The 18122-nt window shown below is 37.5% G+C and carries 21 protein-coding genes and 1 riboswitch; of the genes, 18 read left to right on the top strand and 3 right to left on the bottom strand.

The annotated features are described in order from the left end of the window. Positions 1 to 98 precede the first annotated feature (98 nt). The 5 genes from HHO41_RS06130 to HHO41_RS06110 all read left to right on the top strand — a co-directional run bounded on the left by HHO41_RS06130 (position 99) and on the right by HHO41_RS06110 (position 4882). Positions 99 to 1580 carry a DEAD/DEAH box helicase gene (locus HHO41_RS06130; RefSeq protein WP_169096543.1) on the top strand — a complete coding sequence of 494 codons (1482 nt, stop codon included), beginning with the start codon at positions 99 to 101 and terminating at the stop codon, positions 1578 to 1580. A 90-nt stretch (positions 1581 to 1670) separates the two neighbouring features. After that, a riboswitch (glycine riboswitch) is annotated at positions 1671 to 1749 on the top strand. A 97-nt stretch (positions 1750 to 1846) separates the two neighbouring features. Continuing rightward, positions 1847 to 2122, top strand: coding sequence for an ACT domain-containing protein (locus tag HHO41_RS06125; RefSeq protein WP_169096541.1), 276 nt, complete (start codon positions 1847 to 1849; stop codon positions 2120 to 2122). Positions 2123 to 2136: 14 nt separating this feature from the next. After that, positions 2137 to 3498, top strand: a complete 1362-nt coding sequence (locus HHO41_RS06120) for a PFL family protein (RefSeq protein ID WP_169096539.1) — start codon at positions 2137 to 2139, stop codon at positions 3496 to 3498. A gap of 265 nt (positions 3499 to 3763) precedes the next feature. After that, on the top strand, positions 3764 to 4153 hold the full coding sequence (locus tag HHO41_RS06115) for a sporulation protein (protein ID WP_169096537.1): 390 nt from the start codon (positions 3764 to 3766) through the stop codon (positions 4151 to 4153). A gap of 114 nt (positions 4154 to 4267) precedes the next feature. Further along, a complete protein-coding gene (locus HHO41_RS06110) occupies positions 4268 to 4882 on the top strand; it encodes a DedA family protein (protein ID WP_169096535.1) in 615 nt (204 codons plus the stop codon). Between the two features lie 48 nt (positions 4883 to 4930). Here HHO41_RS06110 and HHO41_RS06105 read toward each other — a convergent pair whose 3' ends face one another. Continuing rightward, positions 4931 to 5416: a hypothetical protein gene (locus HHO41_RS06105; RefSeq protein ID WP_169096533.1), complete on the bottom strand. Its 486-nt coding sequence runs from the start codon at positions 5414 to 5416 to the stop codon at positions 4931 to 4933. Positions 5417 to 5578: 162 nt separating this feature from the next. On the opposite strand from HHO41_RS06105, the gene HHO41_RS06100 reads away from it, so the two are divergent. The 3 genes from HHO41_RS06100 to HHO41_RS22325 all read left to right on the top strand — a co-directional run bounded on the left by HHO41_RS06100 (position 5579) and on the right by HHO41_RS22325 (position 6741). Continuing rightward, a complete protein-coding gene (locus HHO41_RS06100; RefSeq protein ID WP_169096830.1) occupies positions 5579 to 6046 on the top strand; it encodes a CarD family transcriptional regulator in 468 nt (155 codons plus the stop codon). Positions 6047 to 6219: 173 nt separating this feature from the next. Further along, complete coding sequence (locus HHO41_RS06095) at positions 6220 to 6588, top strand: hypothetical protein (RefSeq protein ID WP_169096531.1); 369 nt, start codon at positions 6220 to 6222, stop codon at positions 6586 to 6588. A gap of 27 nt (positions 6589 to 6615) precedes the next feature. Then, entirely contained in the window at positions 6616 to 6741 is a 126-nt protein-coding gene (locus HHO41_RS22325) for a DUF6254 family protein (protein WP_248278382.1), read from the top strand. A 102-nt stretch (positions 6742 to 6843) separates the two neighbouring features. Here HHO41_RS22325 and HHO41_RS06090 read toward each other — a convergent pair whose 3' ends face one another. After that, on the bottom strand, positions 6844 to 7122 hold the full coding sequence (locus tag HHO41_RS06090) for a DUF1292 domain-containing protein (RefSeq protein ID WP_169096529.1): 279 nt from the start codon (positions 7120 to 7122) through the stop codon (positions 6844 to 6846). Between the two features lie 242 nt (positions 7123 to 7364). On the opposite strand from HHO41_RS06090, the gene HHO41_RS06085 reads away from it, so the two are divergent. From HHO41_RS06085 to HHO41_RS06045, 9 genes are all read left to right on the top strand, one after another. Then, on the top strand, positions 7365 to 8207 hold the full coding sequence (locus tag HHO41_RS06085) for an aldo/keto reductase (protein WP_169096527.1): 843 nt from the start codon (positions 7365 to 7367) through the stop codon (positions 8205 to 8207). 248 nt (positions 8208 to 8455) lie between these two features. Next, a complete protein-coding gene (locus HHO41_RS06080; protein ID WP_169096526.1) occupies positions 8456 to 9343 on the top strand; it encodes a M15 family metallopeptidase in 888 nt (295 codons plus the stop codon). Between the two features lie 178 nt (positions 9344 to 9521). Then, positions 9522 to 9992, top strand: coding sequence for an N-acetyltransferase (locus HHO41_RS06075; RefSeq protein WP_169096523.1), 471 nt, complete (start codon positions 9522 to 9524; stop codon positions 9990 to 9992). 237 nt (positions 9993 to 10229) lie between these two features. After that, complete coding sequence (locus HHO41_RS06070; protein ID WP_169096521.1) at positions 10230 to 11414, top strand: efflux RND transporter periplasmic adaptor subunit; 1185 nt, start codon at positions 10230 to 10232, stop codon at positions 11412 to 11414. Further along, a complete protein-coding gene (locus HHO41_RS06065; protein WP_169096519.1) occupies positions 11411 to 12094 on the top strand; it encodes an ABC transporter ATP-binding protein in 684 nt (227 codons plus the stop codon). Before HHO41_RS06070 ends, HHO41_RS06065 begins: the two co-directional genes overlap by 4 nt. Further along, the gene (locus HHO41_RS06060) at positions 12091 to 13290 is read left to right on the top strand and encodes an ABC transporter permease (protein ID WP_169096517.1); all 1200 of its coding nucleotides are present in this window, start codon (positions 12091 to 12093) and stop codon (positions 13288 to 13290) included. The genes HHO41_RS06065 and HHO41_RS06060 overlap by 4 nt, the downstream gene beginning before the upstream one ends. Before the next feature lie 16 nt (positions 13291 to 13306). Further along, complete coding sequence (yknW, locus tag HHO41_RS06055; RefSeq protein ID WP_169096515.1) at positions 13307 to 13981, top strand: YknW family membrane protein; 675 nt, start codon at positions 13307 to 13309, stop codon at positions 13979 to 13981. 174 nt (positions 13982 to 14155) lie between these two features. Then, positions 14156 to 14779 carry a YitT family protein gene (locus tag HHO41_RS06050; RefSeq protein WP_169096513.1) on the top strand — a complete coding sequence of 208 codons (624 nt, stop codon included), beginning with the start codon at positions 14156 to 14158 and terminating at the stop codon, positions 14777 to 14779. Positions 14780 to 14906: 127 nt separating this feature from the next. Next, positions 14907 to 15830 carry a DUF2642 domain-containing protein gene (locus tag HHO41_RS06045; protein ID WP_169096512.1) on the top strand — a complete coding sequence of 308 codons (924 nt, stop codon included), beginning with the start codon at positions 14907 to 14909 and terminating at the stop codon, positions 15828 to 15830. Between the two features lie 65 nt (positions 15831 to 15895). Here the strand turns inward: HHO41_RS06045 and HHO41_RS06040 are convergent, their stop codons facing one another. Continuing rightward, positions 15896 to 16039 (bottom strand): hypothetical protein, encoded by a 144-nt coding sequence (locus tag HHO41_RS06040; RefSeq protein WP_169096510.1) that lies wholly within the window; start codon positions 16037 to 16039, stop codon positions 15896 to 15898. A 376-nt stretch (positions 16040 to 16415) separates the two neighbouring features. Here HHO41_RS06040 and HHO41_RS06035 point away from each other — a divergent pair, with 376 nt between their 5' ends. Continuing rightward, positions 16416 to 17957: a DHA2 family efflux MFS transporter permease subunit gene (locus HHO41_RS06035; RefSeq protein ID WP_169096508.1), complete on the top strand. Its 1542-nt coding sequence runs from the start codon at positions 16416 to 16418 to the stop codon at positions 17955 to 17957. The last annotated feature ends 165 nt before the right edge of the window (positions 17958 to 18122 follow it).

The following is an 18122-nucleotide window of genomic DNA, read 5'->3' as shown; positions in this document are numbered from 1 at the left end:
TATCTTAATGAAACAAGACAAAAACAATGTTTGCTATTTTCCAGAATAACACTCATTATTAGAAGGATGAGTTTTTATTAAGGAAAGTAGGGATAAGAATGCCTGATTTTTTATCAATGGGTATTTCTGCAAACATAGTCAATAAATTAACCGAAAACGGCATTGCCATACCAACACCGATTCAGGAGCAAGCGATTCCATTGGTAATGGATGGGAAAGATGTAATCGCTCAAGCACAAACGGGTACAGGCAAGACATTTGCCTTTATTTTACCAATTCTCGAAAAAATCAACCTAAACGCAACGCAGATTCAAGCATTAATCGTTACCCCGACAAGAGAGTTAGCCTTGCAAATTACCAATGAAGTTGAAAAATTAATTCAAAACAACGATAACATAAATGTGCTCGCTGCTTACGGTGGACAGGATGTTGAAAAACAATTAAACAAACTCAAAAAAAATATCCAAATTGTTGTCGGAACGCCAGGTCGATTACTTGATCATATTCGACGAGAAACCATTGATTTATTGTCACTGTCAACGTTAGTTCTCGATGAAGCGGACCAAATGCTCCATATTGGCTTTCTGGATGAGGTGGAGGAAATCATCAAAGCAACTCCAAAGAGAAGACAAACTTTATTGTTCTCAGCGACGATGCCTCCTGAAATTCGTAACCTAGCCAAAAAGCACATGAGTGATCCGAAGTATATTCAAGTGGAAAAAACTCAAGGACCAGCCCAATCGGTCAAGCAAATGGCGATTCACACCATAGATAGGGCTAAACAAGCAACCTTGATTGAGTTAATCGAAACTCATCGACCATTTTTAGCAGTTGTATTTTGTCGAACAAAACGACGCGTTTCTAAACTTTATGATGCACTCAAAGCTCACGGCTTTCCGTGTGACGAATTGCATGGGGACTTGACGCAGGCAAAACGTGAACAAGTGATGAAGAAATTCCGTGAGGCCGAAATTCAGCTCTTGATTGCTACCGATGTTGCGGCCCGAGGACTTGATGTCGAGGGTGTTACCCATGTATACAATTACGACATCCCTCAGGATGCTGAAAGCTACATTCATCGTATCGGTAGAACAGGACGCGCGGGCATGACCGGTCTTGCTATCACGTTATATTCCTCGAAAGATCGCCCTGCCCTTGATCTGATTGAAAAAGAATTAAATATTACGATTAATAAGCAAAACATTGGTAATATGAAGAAAGCAGAAAATGAAGCAAAAGGTATCGAGGAAAAGGATACATCGAAGACAAAGCGCAAACCAAATAGGAAGCAAAATAACAAGGGTTACAAAACCAAAACGACTGCCAGAAGCAAGAATAATCAACCAGAGACGAAATCAACTCCTAGAAGCAAAAATCAGTCAGAGCCCAAATTAACATCAAGAAGCAAGGATCAGTCAGAGCCGAAGTCAACTCCAAGAAGCAAAAATCAGCCAGACTCAAAATTTACTCCAAGAGGCAAGAACAAGCCAGAACAGAAAGCAGCTCGTGGCACAGTTAAACCTGCTATGAAGAAAAAGGGCGCAAAAACCCTTGCAGGAAAACGAAGAAACTCTAGATAATCCTATTGACGACCAGGGTTTTTATTGTTACCATCATTTTATTAATAAAATATTATGCAAGCAATGAAGGTTATGGATCACACTATAACTGGAGCAGCTTCTGGAGAGACCGCAACGAAAGTGGCGCCGAAGGATTCACAATCTCAGGCAAAAGGACAGAAGAGTAACAAATAAACGCTGATTTTGTTATTCAACTAACCTACCTGAGATTGGAGAAATTCCAATCTTTTTTTATTTTTCGATAATAATAACAAGAGGTGTTAGAGATGAAGCAAAGACGAGCAGTAGTAAGTGTTATTGGGAAAGACCAGGTTGGCATTATTGCAAAAGTAACAAATATATTGGCTGATAACAGCGTCAATATTTTGGATATTAGTCAAACCATTCTCCAGGATTTCTTCACGATGATGATGCTGGTGGATGTAACTGGAAAGGAAAATCTCGATCAGCTCCAACAACAACTTGATGAATTGAGTGAGGAAATGGGGCTAAAAATCAATATTCAGCTTGAGGAAATTTTCCAAGCCATGCATCGGATATAAGGGGGACTTCCATAATGAATATAGCAATTCAAGAAATGATGGAAACCATTAGAATGGTTCAGATGGAAAACCTTGATATTCGCACTGTTACGATGGGGATTAACCTTCATGATTGTGGTGATTCTGATTTTAACAAAATGAATCAAAAGGTTTACGATAAAATTACGACTTACGCAAAGAATTTAAAGGCAGTTGCCGAACAAGTAGAAAAGGAATTTGGGATTCCAATTATTAATAAGCGGATTTCGATTTCGCCCATTGCTGAAATTCTTGGGAATGCAACAAAGGAAGAGGCTATTGAGCTTGCGAAAACTTTGGATAAAGCTGCTAAAGTGTTGGGAATTGACTTTATCGGTGGTTATTCAGCATTAGTACATAAAGGGATTGCTAAAGGAGACATGGTGCTTTTAGATGCACTTCCTGAGGCATTGAGTGTAACAGAGCGAGTATGCTCATCGATTTCTGTCGCAACAACCAGAACTGGAATCAATATGGATGCAGTCAGTAAGCTCGGTCATATTATGAAGGAAGCAGCTGAGCTGACAAAAGATCAAAATGGTTTAGCTTGTGCAAAGTTGGTTGTATTTTGTAACCCAGTTGAAGATAATCCGTTCATGGCTGGAGCATTTCATGGATCAGGTGAAGGCGAAGTAGTCTTAAATGTAGGCGTTAGTGGACCTGGCGTTGTATTAAATGCTTTGAAACGCCATCCAGATGCCGACCTTGGCGAAGTTTCAGAGGTGATTAAGAAAACAGCCTTTAAAATTACCCGTGCTGGTGAGTTAATCGGACGAGTTGTGGCAGAACGTCTTGGTGTTCCGTTTGGAATTATGGATTTATCACTTGCTCCAACCAATGCTATTAACGATAGTGTCGCTGAAATTCTTGAAGAAATTGGTCTTGAACGTGTCGGCACACATGGTACGATTGCTGCGCTTGCGCTAATGAATGATGCTGTGAAAAAAGGTGGAGCGATGGCCAGTTCCTACGTGGGCGGACTAAGTGGAGCGTTTATCCCAGTGAGTGAAGATAATGGAATGATTCGCGGTATAGTTGATGGCGCCTTAACCTTGTCAAAGCTTGAGGCAATGACGTGTGTTTGTTCAGTTGGACTTGATATGATTGCCATCACAGGTGACGTCACTCCAGCAGCTTTGTCAGCGATGATTGCCGACGAAGCGGCGATTGGAATGATTAATAAAAAAACGACAGCCGTTCGCATTATCCCTGTTCCAGGTAAAAAAGAAGGGGAAATGGTGGAATTTGGCGGATTGCTGGGTCGTGCCCCTGTAATGGGTGTCAATGCTTTTAGCCCAGAGAAGTTTATTAGACGAGGCGGAAGAATCCCAGCACCACTACAAAGCTTGATTAATTAATCATTTTTTCTATTGACACACTTGAAGTTTCACCTTATTCTTAAGTTAACAATATACTAAATCCTCTAAAGGGGAGTAGCTTTTACAGCAAAGTCGTCAATTCAGAGTTGATACTCTCGGCTTTGTTGGCAACCTTGACGTTGTTAGCCAGACCTTTACCAAGTTAATTGGTAAGGGTCTTTTTGTTTTAAATGACCGTTACCGAATATAGGTAGCGGTCATTTTTGTTTTTAGTAAAATGAATCTTTAACTGGAGGTATGTTAAATGATGCTAAGAAAATATATGTCATTGATGGGGATTGGTTCTGCTCAGGTGGATTTAATCATAAATAAAAATAAGTATAGACGAGCTGAAATCGTGAAGGGACATATTAATTTAATCGGTGGAACGGTTGAACAAAAGATGAAAAGAATAGAATGTGACTTGATTAAGATGAATCCAATAACGGAAGTTAGCGAGGTTGTTGACTCCATAACAATTCTGGCTGCTCAGCAAATTGAATCGGGAGAGCTTAGTAAAATTGAGTTTCAATTTACTTTGCCTGAAACCATTGAAAAAACGTCATCATCGGTTTCTTATCATTTCAAAACAAAGTTGATTTTCGATGAAGGTGTTAAAAGTTTAGATCACGATCCGATTTTTCTAATGGACTAAGTTGAATGATTAGAGACTCACAAATGAGAGTGTTATAATGAAGGTGACATTACAATAGGGTAATTTTGGAAGTTTCATTAATATTTTTTGATACGTTAACTTTGGAGGCGTCACATGCAAAGCTGGATTACTGACTTTATGGAACAGTTTGGATATTTAGGCATTTTTTTACTCATGTGTATAGAAAATGTGTTCCCGCCTATTCCATCGGAGCTCATTTTGCCGTTTGGGGGCTTCATGACGACTCATTCTGATTTAAATGTACTTGGGGTAATTTTTAGTGCTACAGGTGGTTCTTTATTAGGGGCCATTATTTTATACGGAATTGGTCTCCTTCTTGATGTTGAGCGCTTGCTAAAGTTTGTGGACCGTTGGGGAAAGCTACTTCATGTGAAAAAAGAAGATATTTTAAAGGCAGATGCTTGGTTTGATCATCATGGCTTTTGGACGGTTTTATTTTGCCGGATGATTCCATTTATTAGGAGTATAATTTCCATTCCAGCTGGAATGTCTAATATGAAGTTTGTCCTATTTGTCTTTTTTACAACCGTCGGCACCCTTATTTGGAATTCCATACTTGTCGTAGCAGGGGCATTGCTAGGTCAATCGTGGGAAAAAGTTCTTTATTATATGGGGATATACTCAAATGTTATTTATGTTGTTTTAGGAATCATGATTATCGGTGTATTGATATATTTTATTTTAAAAAATAAACACAAACGAGCATAACAGGCTGACTCAGGAGGTAATAAAAAAACCTAATGAGTCAGCCTGTTTTTAATTTTTCTTAAGATTGACATTATGCTCTTCAGCTAGTTGATCAAGTTTGCTCTGGTAATCGCTTATTTGATTTCGACCTTGTTCAAGGATTGCGTTAGCTTCTTCTATCAAAGCTGGATCCTGATTTTCAAGTGCTTCGATAATCACCTCGAAAGCCTGGAATTGTGTTTCGGCTCCTTTTATATAAATGGCATGGATTTTTTTCAGTTCATCCGTTTCAACCTTTATTGCTTTTAATTCCTTTATAAACTGTTCGTAAGTAGGAATCACTTCATTTTGCAAGGTATCATACAACACCTGGTCGTTTGAAAAATTTGGACCCGTAACACTTTCGTAAGCAGATACAGCTTTCTTTTCAAGATTATAGGCGGTTTTCATATCAGAATTGACATAGTTGAGCAAATCATCCTGAATAGGGTCTTTGAAACAGCCAGAGAGAATGACGAGGGTAAAAAGGACCAGGATAATCAAACTTTTTCGCACAGCATACACCTCCTCGTTCCTATTTTATTAGGGTAAGGAAGTCCGTTATGTTAAAAATAAAAAAGTGTTGACAAGTACAAAAACTAAATGATATTATAAAAAATTGATTATTTTTTATAAATGTGTTATGCTTGAATAGTACAAAATTCGGAGGTGGATGTTCTGTTTAATATTGGCGATAATATTGTATATCCTATGCATGGTGCTGGAGTAATAGAGGCGATTGAGGAAAAGGAAGTTCTTGGTGAAACACGGAAATATTTTGTGATTAAAATGCCAATGAATAACATGAAAGTCATGATTCCTACAGCAAAAATTGAAAGCTCACGCATACGGATGATTGCAGATTTGCCAATGGTAGATGAAGCTTTAGCGATTTTTCATAATGGTGCATCTGACACCACGCTCACCTGGAAAGAAAGGTATAAGAGCAATATGGAAAAGATGAAATCAGGAGAACTTCAAGATGGTGCAGAAGTTGTTCGTGACTTAATGAGAATGAATAAAGCTAAGAGTTTGAACTCAAGTGAGCGACAAATGCTTGATAGTGCTCGGAGAATATTTGTTAGTGAACTCGGGCTTATTAAAGGAATTAACGAAGTAGAAGTTTTAGAAATGTTGAATGAATAATTGTCTTTATATAGAGAAAAAGGAAAAATTAGCTGCGAGGCTTTTTTTTTTTTGCATTTCTGTTCAATAATAGTGTGACACTTCAGATGAATAAATTCACATCTTTAAGGAAAAATAAGTATTGTTAATCGGAAAGAAACGCCGCTCGGCGAAAAAAGGATGTGTTTTTTCTTATGGACAAAAAGTGGGTAAAAACTGTGAATAATATGAGTAAAAATATAAATTGGTTTGGACAAAAAAAGCGTACTAATAAGGGGATTTTTTGGGCATCCTTACTTGGTTTAGGGGCCAGTGCAGCAGCTTACCAAATGGGGAAAAGTCAGAAGCAAAATAAGTCTGATCGTCTACAGAGTTTAATGGATAATTTTCAGAAAACAAGAAATATATCATTACCTAATCTGGCAATGGCCGAATTTGCGAAGGAACTGACACCTGACAAAAAAACTGCAACAAATGTGGATCATACTAAGAATACCGAGAATTTTTCTGAAACAATTCCAGCAGAAGATCCATTAAGCAATAATCAAGAACACTTGAGTTAATATTTTGATGCGAAAAGGGGATAAACAATGACGCAATCACAGCATGAAGCAGAACGTTTGTGGAGAGTAAAAAAGGAAGATCAACATCCTCACGGAAAAGTAAAGTCCTTCGAACAATTAGCCAACGAAGCTGGAAAAAACAAAACTAAATAACCGAGCAAAAAGGGGAACTAGGTTTTATAACCAGTTCCTCTTTTTTAAAAGAATATGTTGTTTAACCTATGTTTGTTTATGTTGTAATGACTTTACTCGAGATTATTCATCCTCATCATCTTCAAAAATTTCATCGAAGGCAAGGGATACCTTTTCGAATTCTTCATCTGTTTCAATTGCTGCTAACTCACCGTCTTCGTCAACCTTTAAAAAGAAAATATCGATGTCTTCCTCGGCATCCTCGTTTTGAATATCTTCTACAAAACCTACTGCAACGTATTCAGTTCCCTCCAATTGAATTGTGCCTAGAACCTCAACATCTTGCTCATTACCTTCATGATCTTCAATACTAAATACTTCGCCAACTTCTATTTTTTCCATGTTTTTGCTCCTTTCAGGAAATATTATGAATTACGTTTACCTATACACTATCTTCCCATATCATGTCGATTTCATACAGCAGAATAATTTCAACAAAATCATGGCAGATTAGTTCTTGTGTTGCTTATTGGTAGGATATTTTAGGAAAATCATTTAAAATAGGGTTTGCCAATCGAATAACTTGATATTTATCGACTGAGTATTTCTCATGATTTTCATGAAAAGAATTGGGAGGGAAGAAGATGATCACTAGTTTACAGGATACAACCATCTTACATAATGGTGTAAAAATGCCTTGGTTTGGTCTTGGGGTATTTAAAGTCCAAGAAGGAAGCGAGGTCATCGAATCAGTCAAAGCAGCAATCAATCATGGTTACATTAGTATTGATACAGCTGCCATTTACCAAAATGAAGAAGGCGTTGGAACTGGCATTCGTGAATCTGGTATTCCGCGCGAGAAGTTATTTGTAACATCTAAAGTTTGGAATACAGACCAAGGTTATGATACAACATTAAAAGCATTTGATTTAAGTCTTCAGAAACTGGGGCTGGATTATCTAGATTTATATCTAATTCATTGGCCTGGGAAGGATAAGTATAAACAAACTTGGAAAGCGCTAGAAAAGCTATACAAAGATGGTCGTGTCAGGGCAATTGGCGTTAGTAACTTCCTTATACACCATTTGCAGGATTTAATTAGTGAAGCAGAAATCATACCGATGGTAAATCAAGTTGAGTATCATCCCCACTTGACGCAAAAAGAGCTACATGCTTTTTGTAAACAGCATCAAATTCAGCTTGAGGCATGGTCACCGCTTAAGCGAGGCGCACTTCTTAACGAACCATTATTAACAGAAGTTGCTGCAAAGTATGGTAAGAGTGTTGCGCAACTTATTTTACGTTGGGATCTACAAAACCAGGTCATTACCATTCCAAAATCAATCAAACCAGAACGCATTATTGAAAATGCTGATATTTTTGATTTTGAAATATCTGCAGATGATATGAAGAAGATTGATGGATTAAATATAGATGATCGCAGTGGCTCTCACCCTGATCAGATGGAAGTTGGGTTCACTAGTTAATTTAAAATTGATTGAAGATGCTCTCATTTTGGGGGCATTTTTTTATTTTGGGAAAATTCGACTATTCCCAACAAATTTCACGTATGCTAAACTGAAAGTTGTGCTAAACCAGCAGATTTATGACTAATTAACCGTTAAAATGAAACGAATATTGGTTTACTTTCGTCAATTTGTCGAATGGGATTTATTAATGTATTTTAATTTGTAGCTAATCATCATATCAAATTTAGTAAAAGGAAGTTATAGAGATGAATAAAAAACTCACGATTGGCCTTTGTGGATTATTCCTAGCTTCGATGCTGTCAGGCTGTAGCGCTATTAATATGGGGGAACTTGCTGGAAAAGGTGAAAAAACAGCTAGTGCAAAAACTCCAAAAGAGATTAAACAGCAGTTTGATGCAGCAAAGGAACAGCTTGTGCAGGAACAAACACAAAATAGTCAGCAGCAACCAAGTGAGAACAAGACGGCTACACCACCACAATCACAACAACAGACTGATGTAAAACAAGCAGGCACACCTTCGCAAAATGGTGAGGCAATTACTGTTGTAGCGCAGCCGGAAGCTATTTCCGTGCTGGTAAATAAATATTTTAAGCTACCTGATAACTATAATCCACATGACTTAGTGACGACTAATATTCCGTTTTTAACATCTGCATCAGCTGAAAAACGTCAATTAAGAAGTGAGGCTGCTCAAGCAATTGCTGAGTTGTTTGCCGGTGCGAAAGCTCAAGGGATTAATTTGTTGGGTGTTTCAGGCTATCGCTCTCATGCGACCCAAGTTTCCTTATTTAATCATTATGTTCAGCAGGATGGATATGAAAAAGCGCGGACATATAGCGCACTGCCAGGTACAAGCGAACACGAAACGGGTCTTTCGATTGATGTGACTGGTGGTGATGGACGCTGTCCGGCAGAGGATTGTTTCGGAGGAACAGCCGAAGCAGCGTGGCTTCAAGATCATGTAGCGGACTATGGTTTTATTATCCGTTACCCAAATGGGAAGGATGCAATCACTGGTTATAAATATGAACCATGGCATATACGCTATGTCGGTAAAGCAATCGCAAGCGAAATAATGAAACACGGCAGTACACTAGAAGAATACTTCAACGCAGTACCAGTAAACAAATAATACATTAACGCATTAAAGGAGTGGGGGACTGTCCCCCACTCCTTTAATGCGTTAAATGGTGGATTTATCTAAAACTGCTGGAAGTTTCACTTTATAAATATTCAGTTTTGTGATTAAATATTAATATAAGATTAACGAGAATGTTTCGAAAATTTATGACGAACAAAAGGTGAGAATAATGGTTAAGATTAGAAAAGCAAAGATTTCAGATATAGAAACAATATATCAATTGATAATGGGATATGCAGAGGAAAAGGTGTTACTTCCACGCACGAAAGAATCATTGTTCCAAAATATCCAAGCCATGTTCGTGGCTGAAATCGACGGGCAGATTGTCGGTTGTGCGAGCTTAACCATATTTGATCAGCAGCTTGCTGAAATCCGTTCTTTAGTGGTGGACCCAAACATGGGTAAGCGTGGAATCGGAAAACTATTAGTGGATAAAATTGTTGAAGAAGCAAAACGAATAGAAATAGAAAGGCTTATTTCATTAACGTATCAAGTTGAATTTTTCCAAAAATGCGGTTTTGAAGTGACGGTTAAAGATAATATGCCGCAAAAGGTCTGGAGTGATTGTATCAATTGCCCTAAAATGCCTAGCTGTGATGAAATTGCCATGATTTACTATATTCATAATCCAGTTAAATAATAGAATGATATAAGGAAAGGCTGATCCATTTGGGTCAGCCTTTTTATTGTGTTTAGATTTTTTCGCAAAATTTCATAATAACGTAAAAATTGTAATATAACGTAATATTTTGATAAAAAATGTCAAAAACCATTATACTCTACCAAAATTGTAAATTAAACCCTTTTTTTAAGAAATTATAAATTTTATAATGAAATAGAATTAACTAAAATTTTCCAACGAATAGGAGGCGAAAACATGGAATTAGAGCGCAAACGAAATCCCAAAAAACTGTGGATTATCATGGGAGTGGTTGTATCTATATTGCTCCTGGTCGGAATTAATATAGTAGTTGCTCAAAATAAGAGCAAGGAAAATACCACAGAACTGTCATACGCAAAGGTTAAAGAACGGGAATTGAGTAGCACAAAACTAGTATCGGGTAGAGTTGTACCTGGAAGTGAAGAAACATTTTATCAGGATCCTTCAAAAGGGAAGATTAATGAAATTTTTGTCCAAGAAGGGCAGCAGATAGAACCTGGCCAAAAATTATTTTCCTATGATAATCCAGAGCTTTCAATACAATTAAAGCAATTTGAGATTGATAAAAAAATGGCGAATCTTCGTTATGGACAGGAAAAAGATCAAATAGCGAAATTAAAGCAAGAAAAACAAACAAATAAAGACAATGGTGCAGAACAAGCAATACTTACTCAATTAGACCAACAGCTTGCTGAAGCAGAATTCCAACTAAAAACTACCGAATTGGAACTCGAGAAAAATAAACTTCAGGAACAAGACCTACAGCTTAAGCAGAGTGACTTAATCGTGACAAGTAGTATCAAGGGAATTGTCAAATCTGTAAAGAAAGACATTTCACAAAACAGTACAGATCTCACCGGTGGACAAGGGAATCCAATCATTCAAATTGCATCACAGGATCCATATCAGGTTCAAGGTGTCTTAACAGAATTACAGATGGCTCAGATACATCCGGAACAGCCAATTAAGATTACCTCAAAAGCAATTCAAAATCGTTCTTGGTCTGGTAAAATAGCGAGCATTAGCCAATATCCAAACGGTGACGGAGCAGGACAACTGGCAACAGATATGTCCGGACAATCGTCACAAAACATTTCATACTATAACTTTAAGGCCTCACTAGATTCTCAGGATGGGCTTGCACCAGGCTATCATGTGACAATCGAAGTGCAATTGGACACGAAGAAAATCCTTGCAGTTCCACGCAGTAGTATTGTAGAGAAGAAAGATTCTGCATATATTTTCGTTGCAGATCGGAAAAAACTGCGCAAAATGCCAGTCACAACTGGAATGAGCGACGGTGAATGGATTGAGGTTCTTGAAGGAGTAAAGGCTGGCGACAAGGTTGTGAAAAATCCTTCCGATAAGCTTAAAGACGGGATGGAAGTGAAGGGTAAATGATCAGTCTAAAGCATATACAAAAGACCTATAAGCAGGGAGCGCTTGAAGTTCCCGTACTGCACGATATTAACACTGAAATTGCTTCAGGTGAGTTTGTCTCGATAATGGGACCTTCTGGTTCTGGTAAATCGACGTTAATGAACATAATCGGTTGTTTGGATCGACCTACAAGTGGAGAATACATACTTAATGATGTAAATGTATTAGAAGCAGATGAGGCCAATTTGGCCCTCATTCGTAACAAGTATATCGGCTTTGTTTTTCAACATTTTCATCTGTTGCCAAGATTGACTGCTGTTGAAAATGTTGAACTGCCACTCGTCTATGGCGGTATGAAGAAGAGTGAGCGACGGGAGCGTGCATTGGAGGCTTTGGCAAAGGTGGGATTGGCAGACCGTGTCAGCCACTTGCCAAACCAGCTCTCCGGAGGGCAAAAACAGCGGGTTGCCATTGCTAGGTCTATTGCCAATCAACCTACATTTATTTTAGCTGATGAACCTACAGGTGCACTTGATACTAAGTCCGGTGAACAGGTCATGGAGATTTTTACCCAATTAAATAAAGAGGGTACGACGATTGTTATGGTTACCCATGAGGAAGAGGTTGCTGAATATTCCAATCGTCGAATTGTTTTGAGGGATGGAATAATCATTCAAGATAGAAAGGGTGCTTTTACATGAGTATGTTAGATAGTATAAAAATTGCCCTTTCGTCGATTCTTGCCCACAAGCTCCGTTCAGTACTCACTATGCTAGGGATTATTATCGGTGTCGGTTCGATTATTACTGTTGTAGCAATAGGTCAGGGCGGAGAAGCTGCGTTAAAATCTCAATTTGCCGGAGAGGGGAACAATACGATTGAAATTGTTTTTACTCCCGATACTGAGGACCCATACGCGGCCATGTATTATGAAGGTCCAACTTTTTCACAGGAAAATCTCCTCCAGTTAAAAAGCATTCCGGAAATTTCGCATGTCATTTCGAAAAATAATTCGTTTGAACAGCTCCCTATTGACGAAAGGCTAACGGAAGCTCAGGTCAATGGAATAACAAATGATTATTTTGCGGTAAATTCATTAAAAGTCACAGCTGGTAGAAAGTTAGGAGAGCTTGATTTTTCTCAATCCAATAATGTCATGATGATAAACCAAAAGGCAGCCGAGGAATTTTTTGAGGACAAAAAGGCCGTTGGACAAATTCTCGATTTGAAAGGACAACCTTTTGAAGTTGTTGGAGTTTATAAAACTGCTGATAGTTTTTTAGATTTTGGCATGGCGGAAATCCTGTTACCACTCTCACTTTGGCCAGTGATGTATGGAACGGATGAAATTCAATCTGTAACATTACAAGCGAAGGATGCTAATTCATTGGAAACTGGCGGACAAAAGGCGGTTAATCTTCTTAATGATTCAAAATCCGCAGATTTAAAGGGTAAATATGAGGTTTTTAACTTAGAAGAAATTCAAAAAAGTATATCCAAAGTAACAAATATTATGACAATGATTATTAGTGGAATTGCTGGAATATCATTATTGGTTGGTGGAATTGGGGTCATGAATATTATGCTTGTATCCGTCACAGAAAGAACTCGTGAAATCGGGATTCGTAAAGCATTAGGAGCGACAAGAGGGAAAATCTTGCTCCAATTCCTAATCGAAGCGATGATGCTAACCCTTTTAGGTGGGCTGTTCGGAATAGGTCTTGGTGTTGGTGGAGCCTATATCGTTTCAAGCTACGCAAAATGGCCACCACTCGTTTCACCTACTGTGGTGTTTGGCGGCGTATTATTTTCCATGGCACTCGGAATCATTTTCGGATTAATACCTGCAAATAAAGCAGCGAAGCTCGATCCAATTGAGGCTTTACGATACGAATAACCAAGAAGGAGTGTTAATGATGCAAGTAGATGTAAATTATGAAGAGGTAGAAGTCAGAAAAAAACCAAGTGTGTTTGGTATGTTGTTCGCACCTTCTGCTCAGTTTGATAGAATGAAAGGGAAGTTTCCGATTGCACTGCCGCTAGTTATGATTTTGATCATTTCAGCAATTACCTCTGCCATTATTGCTTATGTCGGTCTATCAAATCCCATTTTTGAGGACTCAGAAATTGCGGATCTTGGAATAGATATTCCTATCGGAGTTACGCTTGGAACGGGAGCAGCAACTGGTGTAATCGGCGTACTTATTGGATATTTATTGGTTGCGTTGTTCTACAAGGTTGCGATGATGTTTATAGGTAAAGATACAACCTATAAAACTTTATTTGGTCTTACTGTATACGTTAGCATTATTTCTGCAGTTGGCATGCTTCTAAATGGGGGCATCGCACTTCTTGTAGGTGGTTTTGAACCCTATTATACAAGCCTTGCGCCATTGTTTGCTGATAATAAACTATTACATTCGATTGGTGCAAACTTTGATATATTCCATATTTGGTACTATGTCGTTTTTGCTTTAGGGTTACAGGCGGTAGCAGGATTGAGCAAAAAGCAGGCTATTACTCTTGTCATCATTGAATTTTCACTTGGAGTTGCAATTAGTTCGATTGGCGGAATATTTTCAATCTAATTCAATCATTATTAATAAAACACTTGCTTCTTAACGCGAACGCGATGAAGTAAGTGTTTTTTTTGTAGGAATATAGATCAGTAACGGACAGGTTGATATTTTCTTAAACCTACGAATATATTTACAATACGATTGGAAATTTTGGGAAGGCCAAACGCTTAAAAAGGGGTATCTATGTATAGAAATAGGTTAATTTTTTATCATAATCTCAACCGGTCATGTCGCGGTCAAGTTTTGTTGAATGGTTTGGGAATACTTTTCGGTTCTATTCTGGTAGCTATTGCACTGCAATGTTTCTTAATAAAAAATCAAATAATTGATGGTGGAATTGTTGGAATTGCCATGTTAATTTCAACGTTCTATCCAGTTCACTTGGGATTGCTTTTACTCCTTTTGAATACACCATTTTTATTGATTGGTTATTATTATATTGGGACAAGATTTCTCGTGATGAGCCTTTATGCAAATTTCAGTCTAGCATTAGGGACATATATCCTTGAACCTTTTCCACCAGTAACCTTTAATCCCTTCGTTGTCATTTTAGTCGGTGGTTTTTTGCTAGGTCTTGGGGTTGGATTCATTATTCGGTTTGGGGGTTCCTTAGATGGAACGGAAATTGTTGCAATATTACTAAGCAAACGGTTTCCGTTTTCAATTGGCCAAATCGTGATGGTTATCAATTTTTTTATTTTTTCCAGTTCAGCAATCGTTTTCGGGTTTAAAGACGCGATATTTTCATTGGCCACTTTTTTTGTTGTATACCAAACGATTGATTTTTCAATAAAAAAAATAATATAAATAGGCAATGCTCTTATACATGGGCACCTATCAAGACATAACATACAAAGTATAAATGACTGAGGAGGAAGTGGAGGATATGCAAAAAAAGAATGTGTTATCATATTTAGAAAACATGGTTGGTAAGGTGTTAAAAATTTACAAGGATGGTCCAGAGTCTAGGACAGGTAAATTAATCAGTGTTAATAAGGACCTATTAGAAATAAAAACCGAGGATAAACAAACGGTATATTACCAACTTAAGCATATAAAAAGCATAATTGAAAATGCAAAGTTTGGAAGTAAAATGTTAGAGGAACTGGATGATAATGAAGATAATAAAATGAAACCTGCCAATTTTAATCAACTCTTAAAACAACTGCTTCATCAAAAAATTCAAATTAATGGTGGTGGCCCTTCACATCGTGTAGGTAAAGTGATCGATGTTAAACCAGACTTTTTAGTATTGCAAACGGAAGAAAACGATATTTTCTATTATCAGCTTGAGCACATTAAAAGCATTAATGCTGTACAAAAAAATCAACAGTATCAACAAGAATCCTCCGATGAGTCCTCTTTTGAATCAAGTGAATCCTCCGATGTTGAAAGTTACGAAACAAATGAATTAGATGTCAAACCAGAATTTATCTCAGCAGCTGATTTCGAAAATTTATTGAAGAAAATGAAGCATAACTGGGTAGTCATAAACGGAAAGGGACCGGAGAATATTCAGGGCATATTAGTTGATTTTACAAATGATCATATTATTCTTGTTCACCACGATGAAGTATTTAGAATTTATACGTATCATATAAAAAATATTAGTATTGGATTTAAGGATCCGAAGCACAAAAAAGATGAAGGAGGTAAGAATGAAAATAAACAGGAGAATAAAGAGAAGGAAAGCGAAAATGTAAAAGAAAGTGAACCAGAAAAGGAGCGCGTTCAGGTAGTAAATGAAAGAAATAATCAAAAAAACAGTAACACAGGAAAAACACAACAGCAGGGAAATACAAAAAAATCTATGCAAAACATAAGCCGAAATCAAATGGGACAAAAAAAGCGGAAATGACAATTTCAAACATAAGAGGGGATGGCCATGTGTTATCAGGCATCCCCTTTACATATCAATTGCTATTATTCATCTTTAGGAGAGTCTTGTAAATCAATTCTAATCGAATCTTCTCGATTTAAAACGGTACGTAATAATAAGAACAATGTTCCTCCAGCTAATCCCAAACAGATTACAAATCCAATTGTCATAATCCATAAATTCGCCATGAGAAATCCCTCCCTTTGTTAGATTTATATGCCAGCTTTATGCGAAAATTTCCATATTTACAAACAAGCATTCATCGTATGGTTGATATGGGATTGTGGTTTGTTTCCGCTACTTACAACAAGGTAAGTGGCGTTTTTTATATTTACAAGAAGGTTGTAAAATGTAACTGCGTTTCCTTGTATTTTCCTTTATTTGTTTCATTTTCAAAAAAACGATTAACTAGACATTTTTTGAAGAAAATAAATTATAAATGCGTATGTTGAAATATAAAGGGATATTTTCTTTTTTATTGCTTTTATTATACTTGTAGTATAATATTTAATCTTGTGTGAACTGACAGTATAAAGAAAACACATATATATTAGGAGGGGTACAATGGTTGATAAGATGAAAAAAACGGATCGTCCACCTTACGGTTTGATTGCAATCTTAATGATAGGTGCTTTTATTGCATTTTTAAATAATACATTATTAAATATCGCGCTGCCTTCGATTATGGCAGATTTAAAAATTGAGGCTTCAACTGTCCAATGGCTTACGACAGGCTTTATGCTAGTTAATGGAGTGTTAATTCCAACCACTGCATTTTTAATACAAAAATATTCAGTTCGTCACCTATTTTTAGCGGCGATGGGATTATTTACAATCGGGACCTTGGTCGCTGGGATAGCTCATGTATTCCCAGTCCTACTGGGTGGAAGGATGCTACAAGCGTCTGGCTCAGCGATTATGATGCCGTTGTTAATGAATGTAATGCTCGTTAGCTTTCCGATTGAAAAAAGAGGAACTGCGATGGGTGTTTTCGGGTTGATTTTAATGGCTGCACCTGCAATTGGTCCAACTTTGTCAGGTTGGATCATTGAGCATTATGATTGGAGAATGCTGTTTCATTTTGTGACTCCAATTGCAATCGTTGTTGTTTTAATGGGTATTTTCCTATTAAAAGATAAAAAGGAAAAAGTGAATATTAAGCTTGATTTGTTTTCATTAGTTTTATCTAGTTTGGGATTTGGAGGAATTCTTTACGGTTTTAGTTCTGCAGCCACTAAGGGGTGGGATAGTCCTATTGTGTACGGAGCCATTATCGTCGGAGTTTTTGCCTTAGTAACATTTATTCTTCGCCAGATAAAGCAGGATAATCCTATGCTCAATTTCTCAGTATTTAAGTATCCTATGTTCGCATTATCATCTGCCATTTCCATGGTATTAAACATGTCGATGTTTTCTGGGATGCTACTTATTCCAATCTATGTTCAAACGATTCGTGGAATTTCACCGATGGATGCAGGATTAATGATGCTACCAGGGGCAATATTAATGGCTTTGATGTCGCCGCTAACAGGGAAATTATTTGATAAAATTGGCGGACGTATCTTAGCCGTTATTGGATTGTCTATTACTGTCATTACTACTTATTACTTTAGTAAATTAGCTCTTGACACCACCTATACTTATTTAATGGTTCTAAATGCAGTTCGGATGCTCGGAATGTCAATGGTTATGATGCCAGTGTCGACGAATGGTTTAAATCAATTGCCAAAACAATTCTATCCGCATGGTACTGCCATGAATAATACATTAAATCAGGTTGCAGGCGCGATTGGTACGGCTCTGTTAGTTACAATTATGACAAATCGTACAGAAACCCACGCCAAAGAACTCGCACAAGAAATGATGAGAAATGCACCACAAGGCGCCGGAGCGGCCCAAATGGCACCTGAGGTATTGGCGAAAATTAAGGAACAAATTGCCATGAAAGCGATGCTTGAGGGGATCAATGATTCTTTCTTAGTAGCAACCTTCATTGCACTTCTTGCACTATTGCTTGCCTTCTTTATCAAACGTGCTAAACAAACAGAAGAAGACAGCGAAAGTGGTAAAGTACTTCAACGCGCAAAAGTCGCCGAAGAAAACTAAGTGCCAGGCACCACCCGAATTTTGTCGAATGAAGAGAGTGGACATTTCTTGGATGTTCAGCTCTCTTTTTTGACGTTTATGCAAATGATAAGAAGAAATGATGTTTTTCTAGTCATAATCGACTATAATTATCCCTGCGATAATGATCTATTAACAGGAGGTCTC

It is taken from the genome of Bacillus sp. DNRA2 (genome assembly GCF_012843265.1).
Classification (GTDB): domain Bacteria; phylum Bacillota; class Bacilli; order Bacillales; family Cytobacillaceae; genus Bacillus_BU.
The sequence above is the reverse complement of the archived record's forward strand: the minus strand, read 5'-3'. Positions and strand labels throughout refer to the sequence as shown.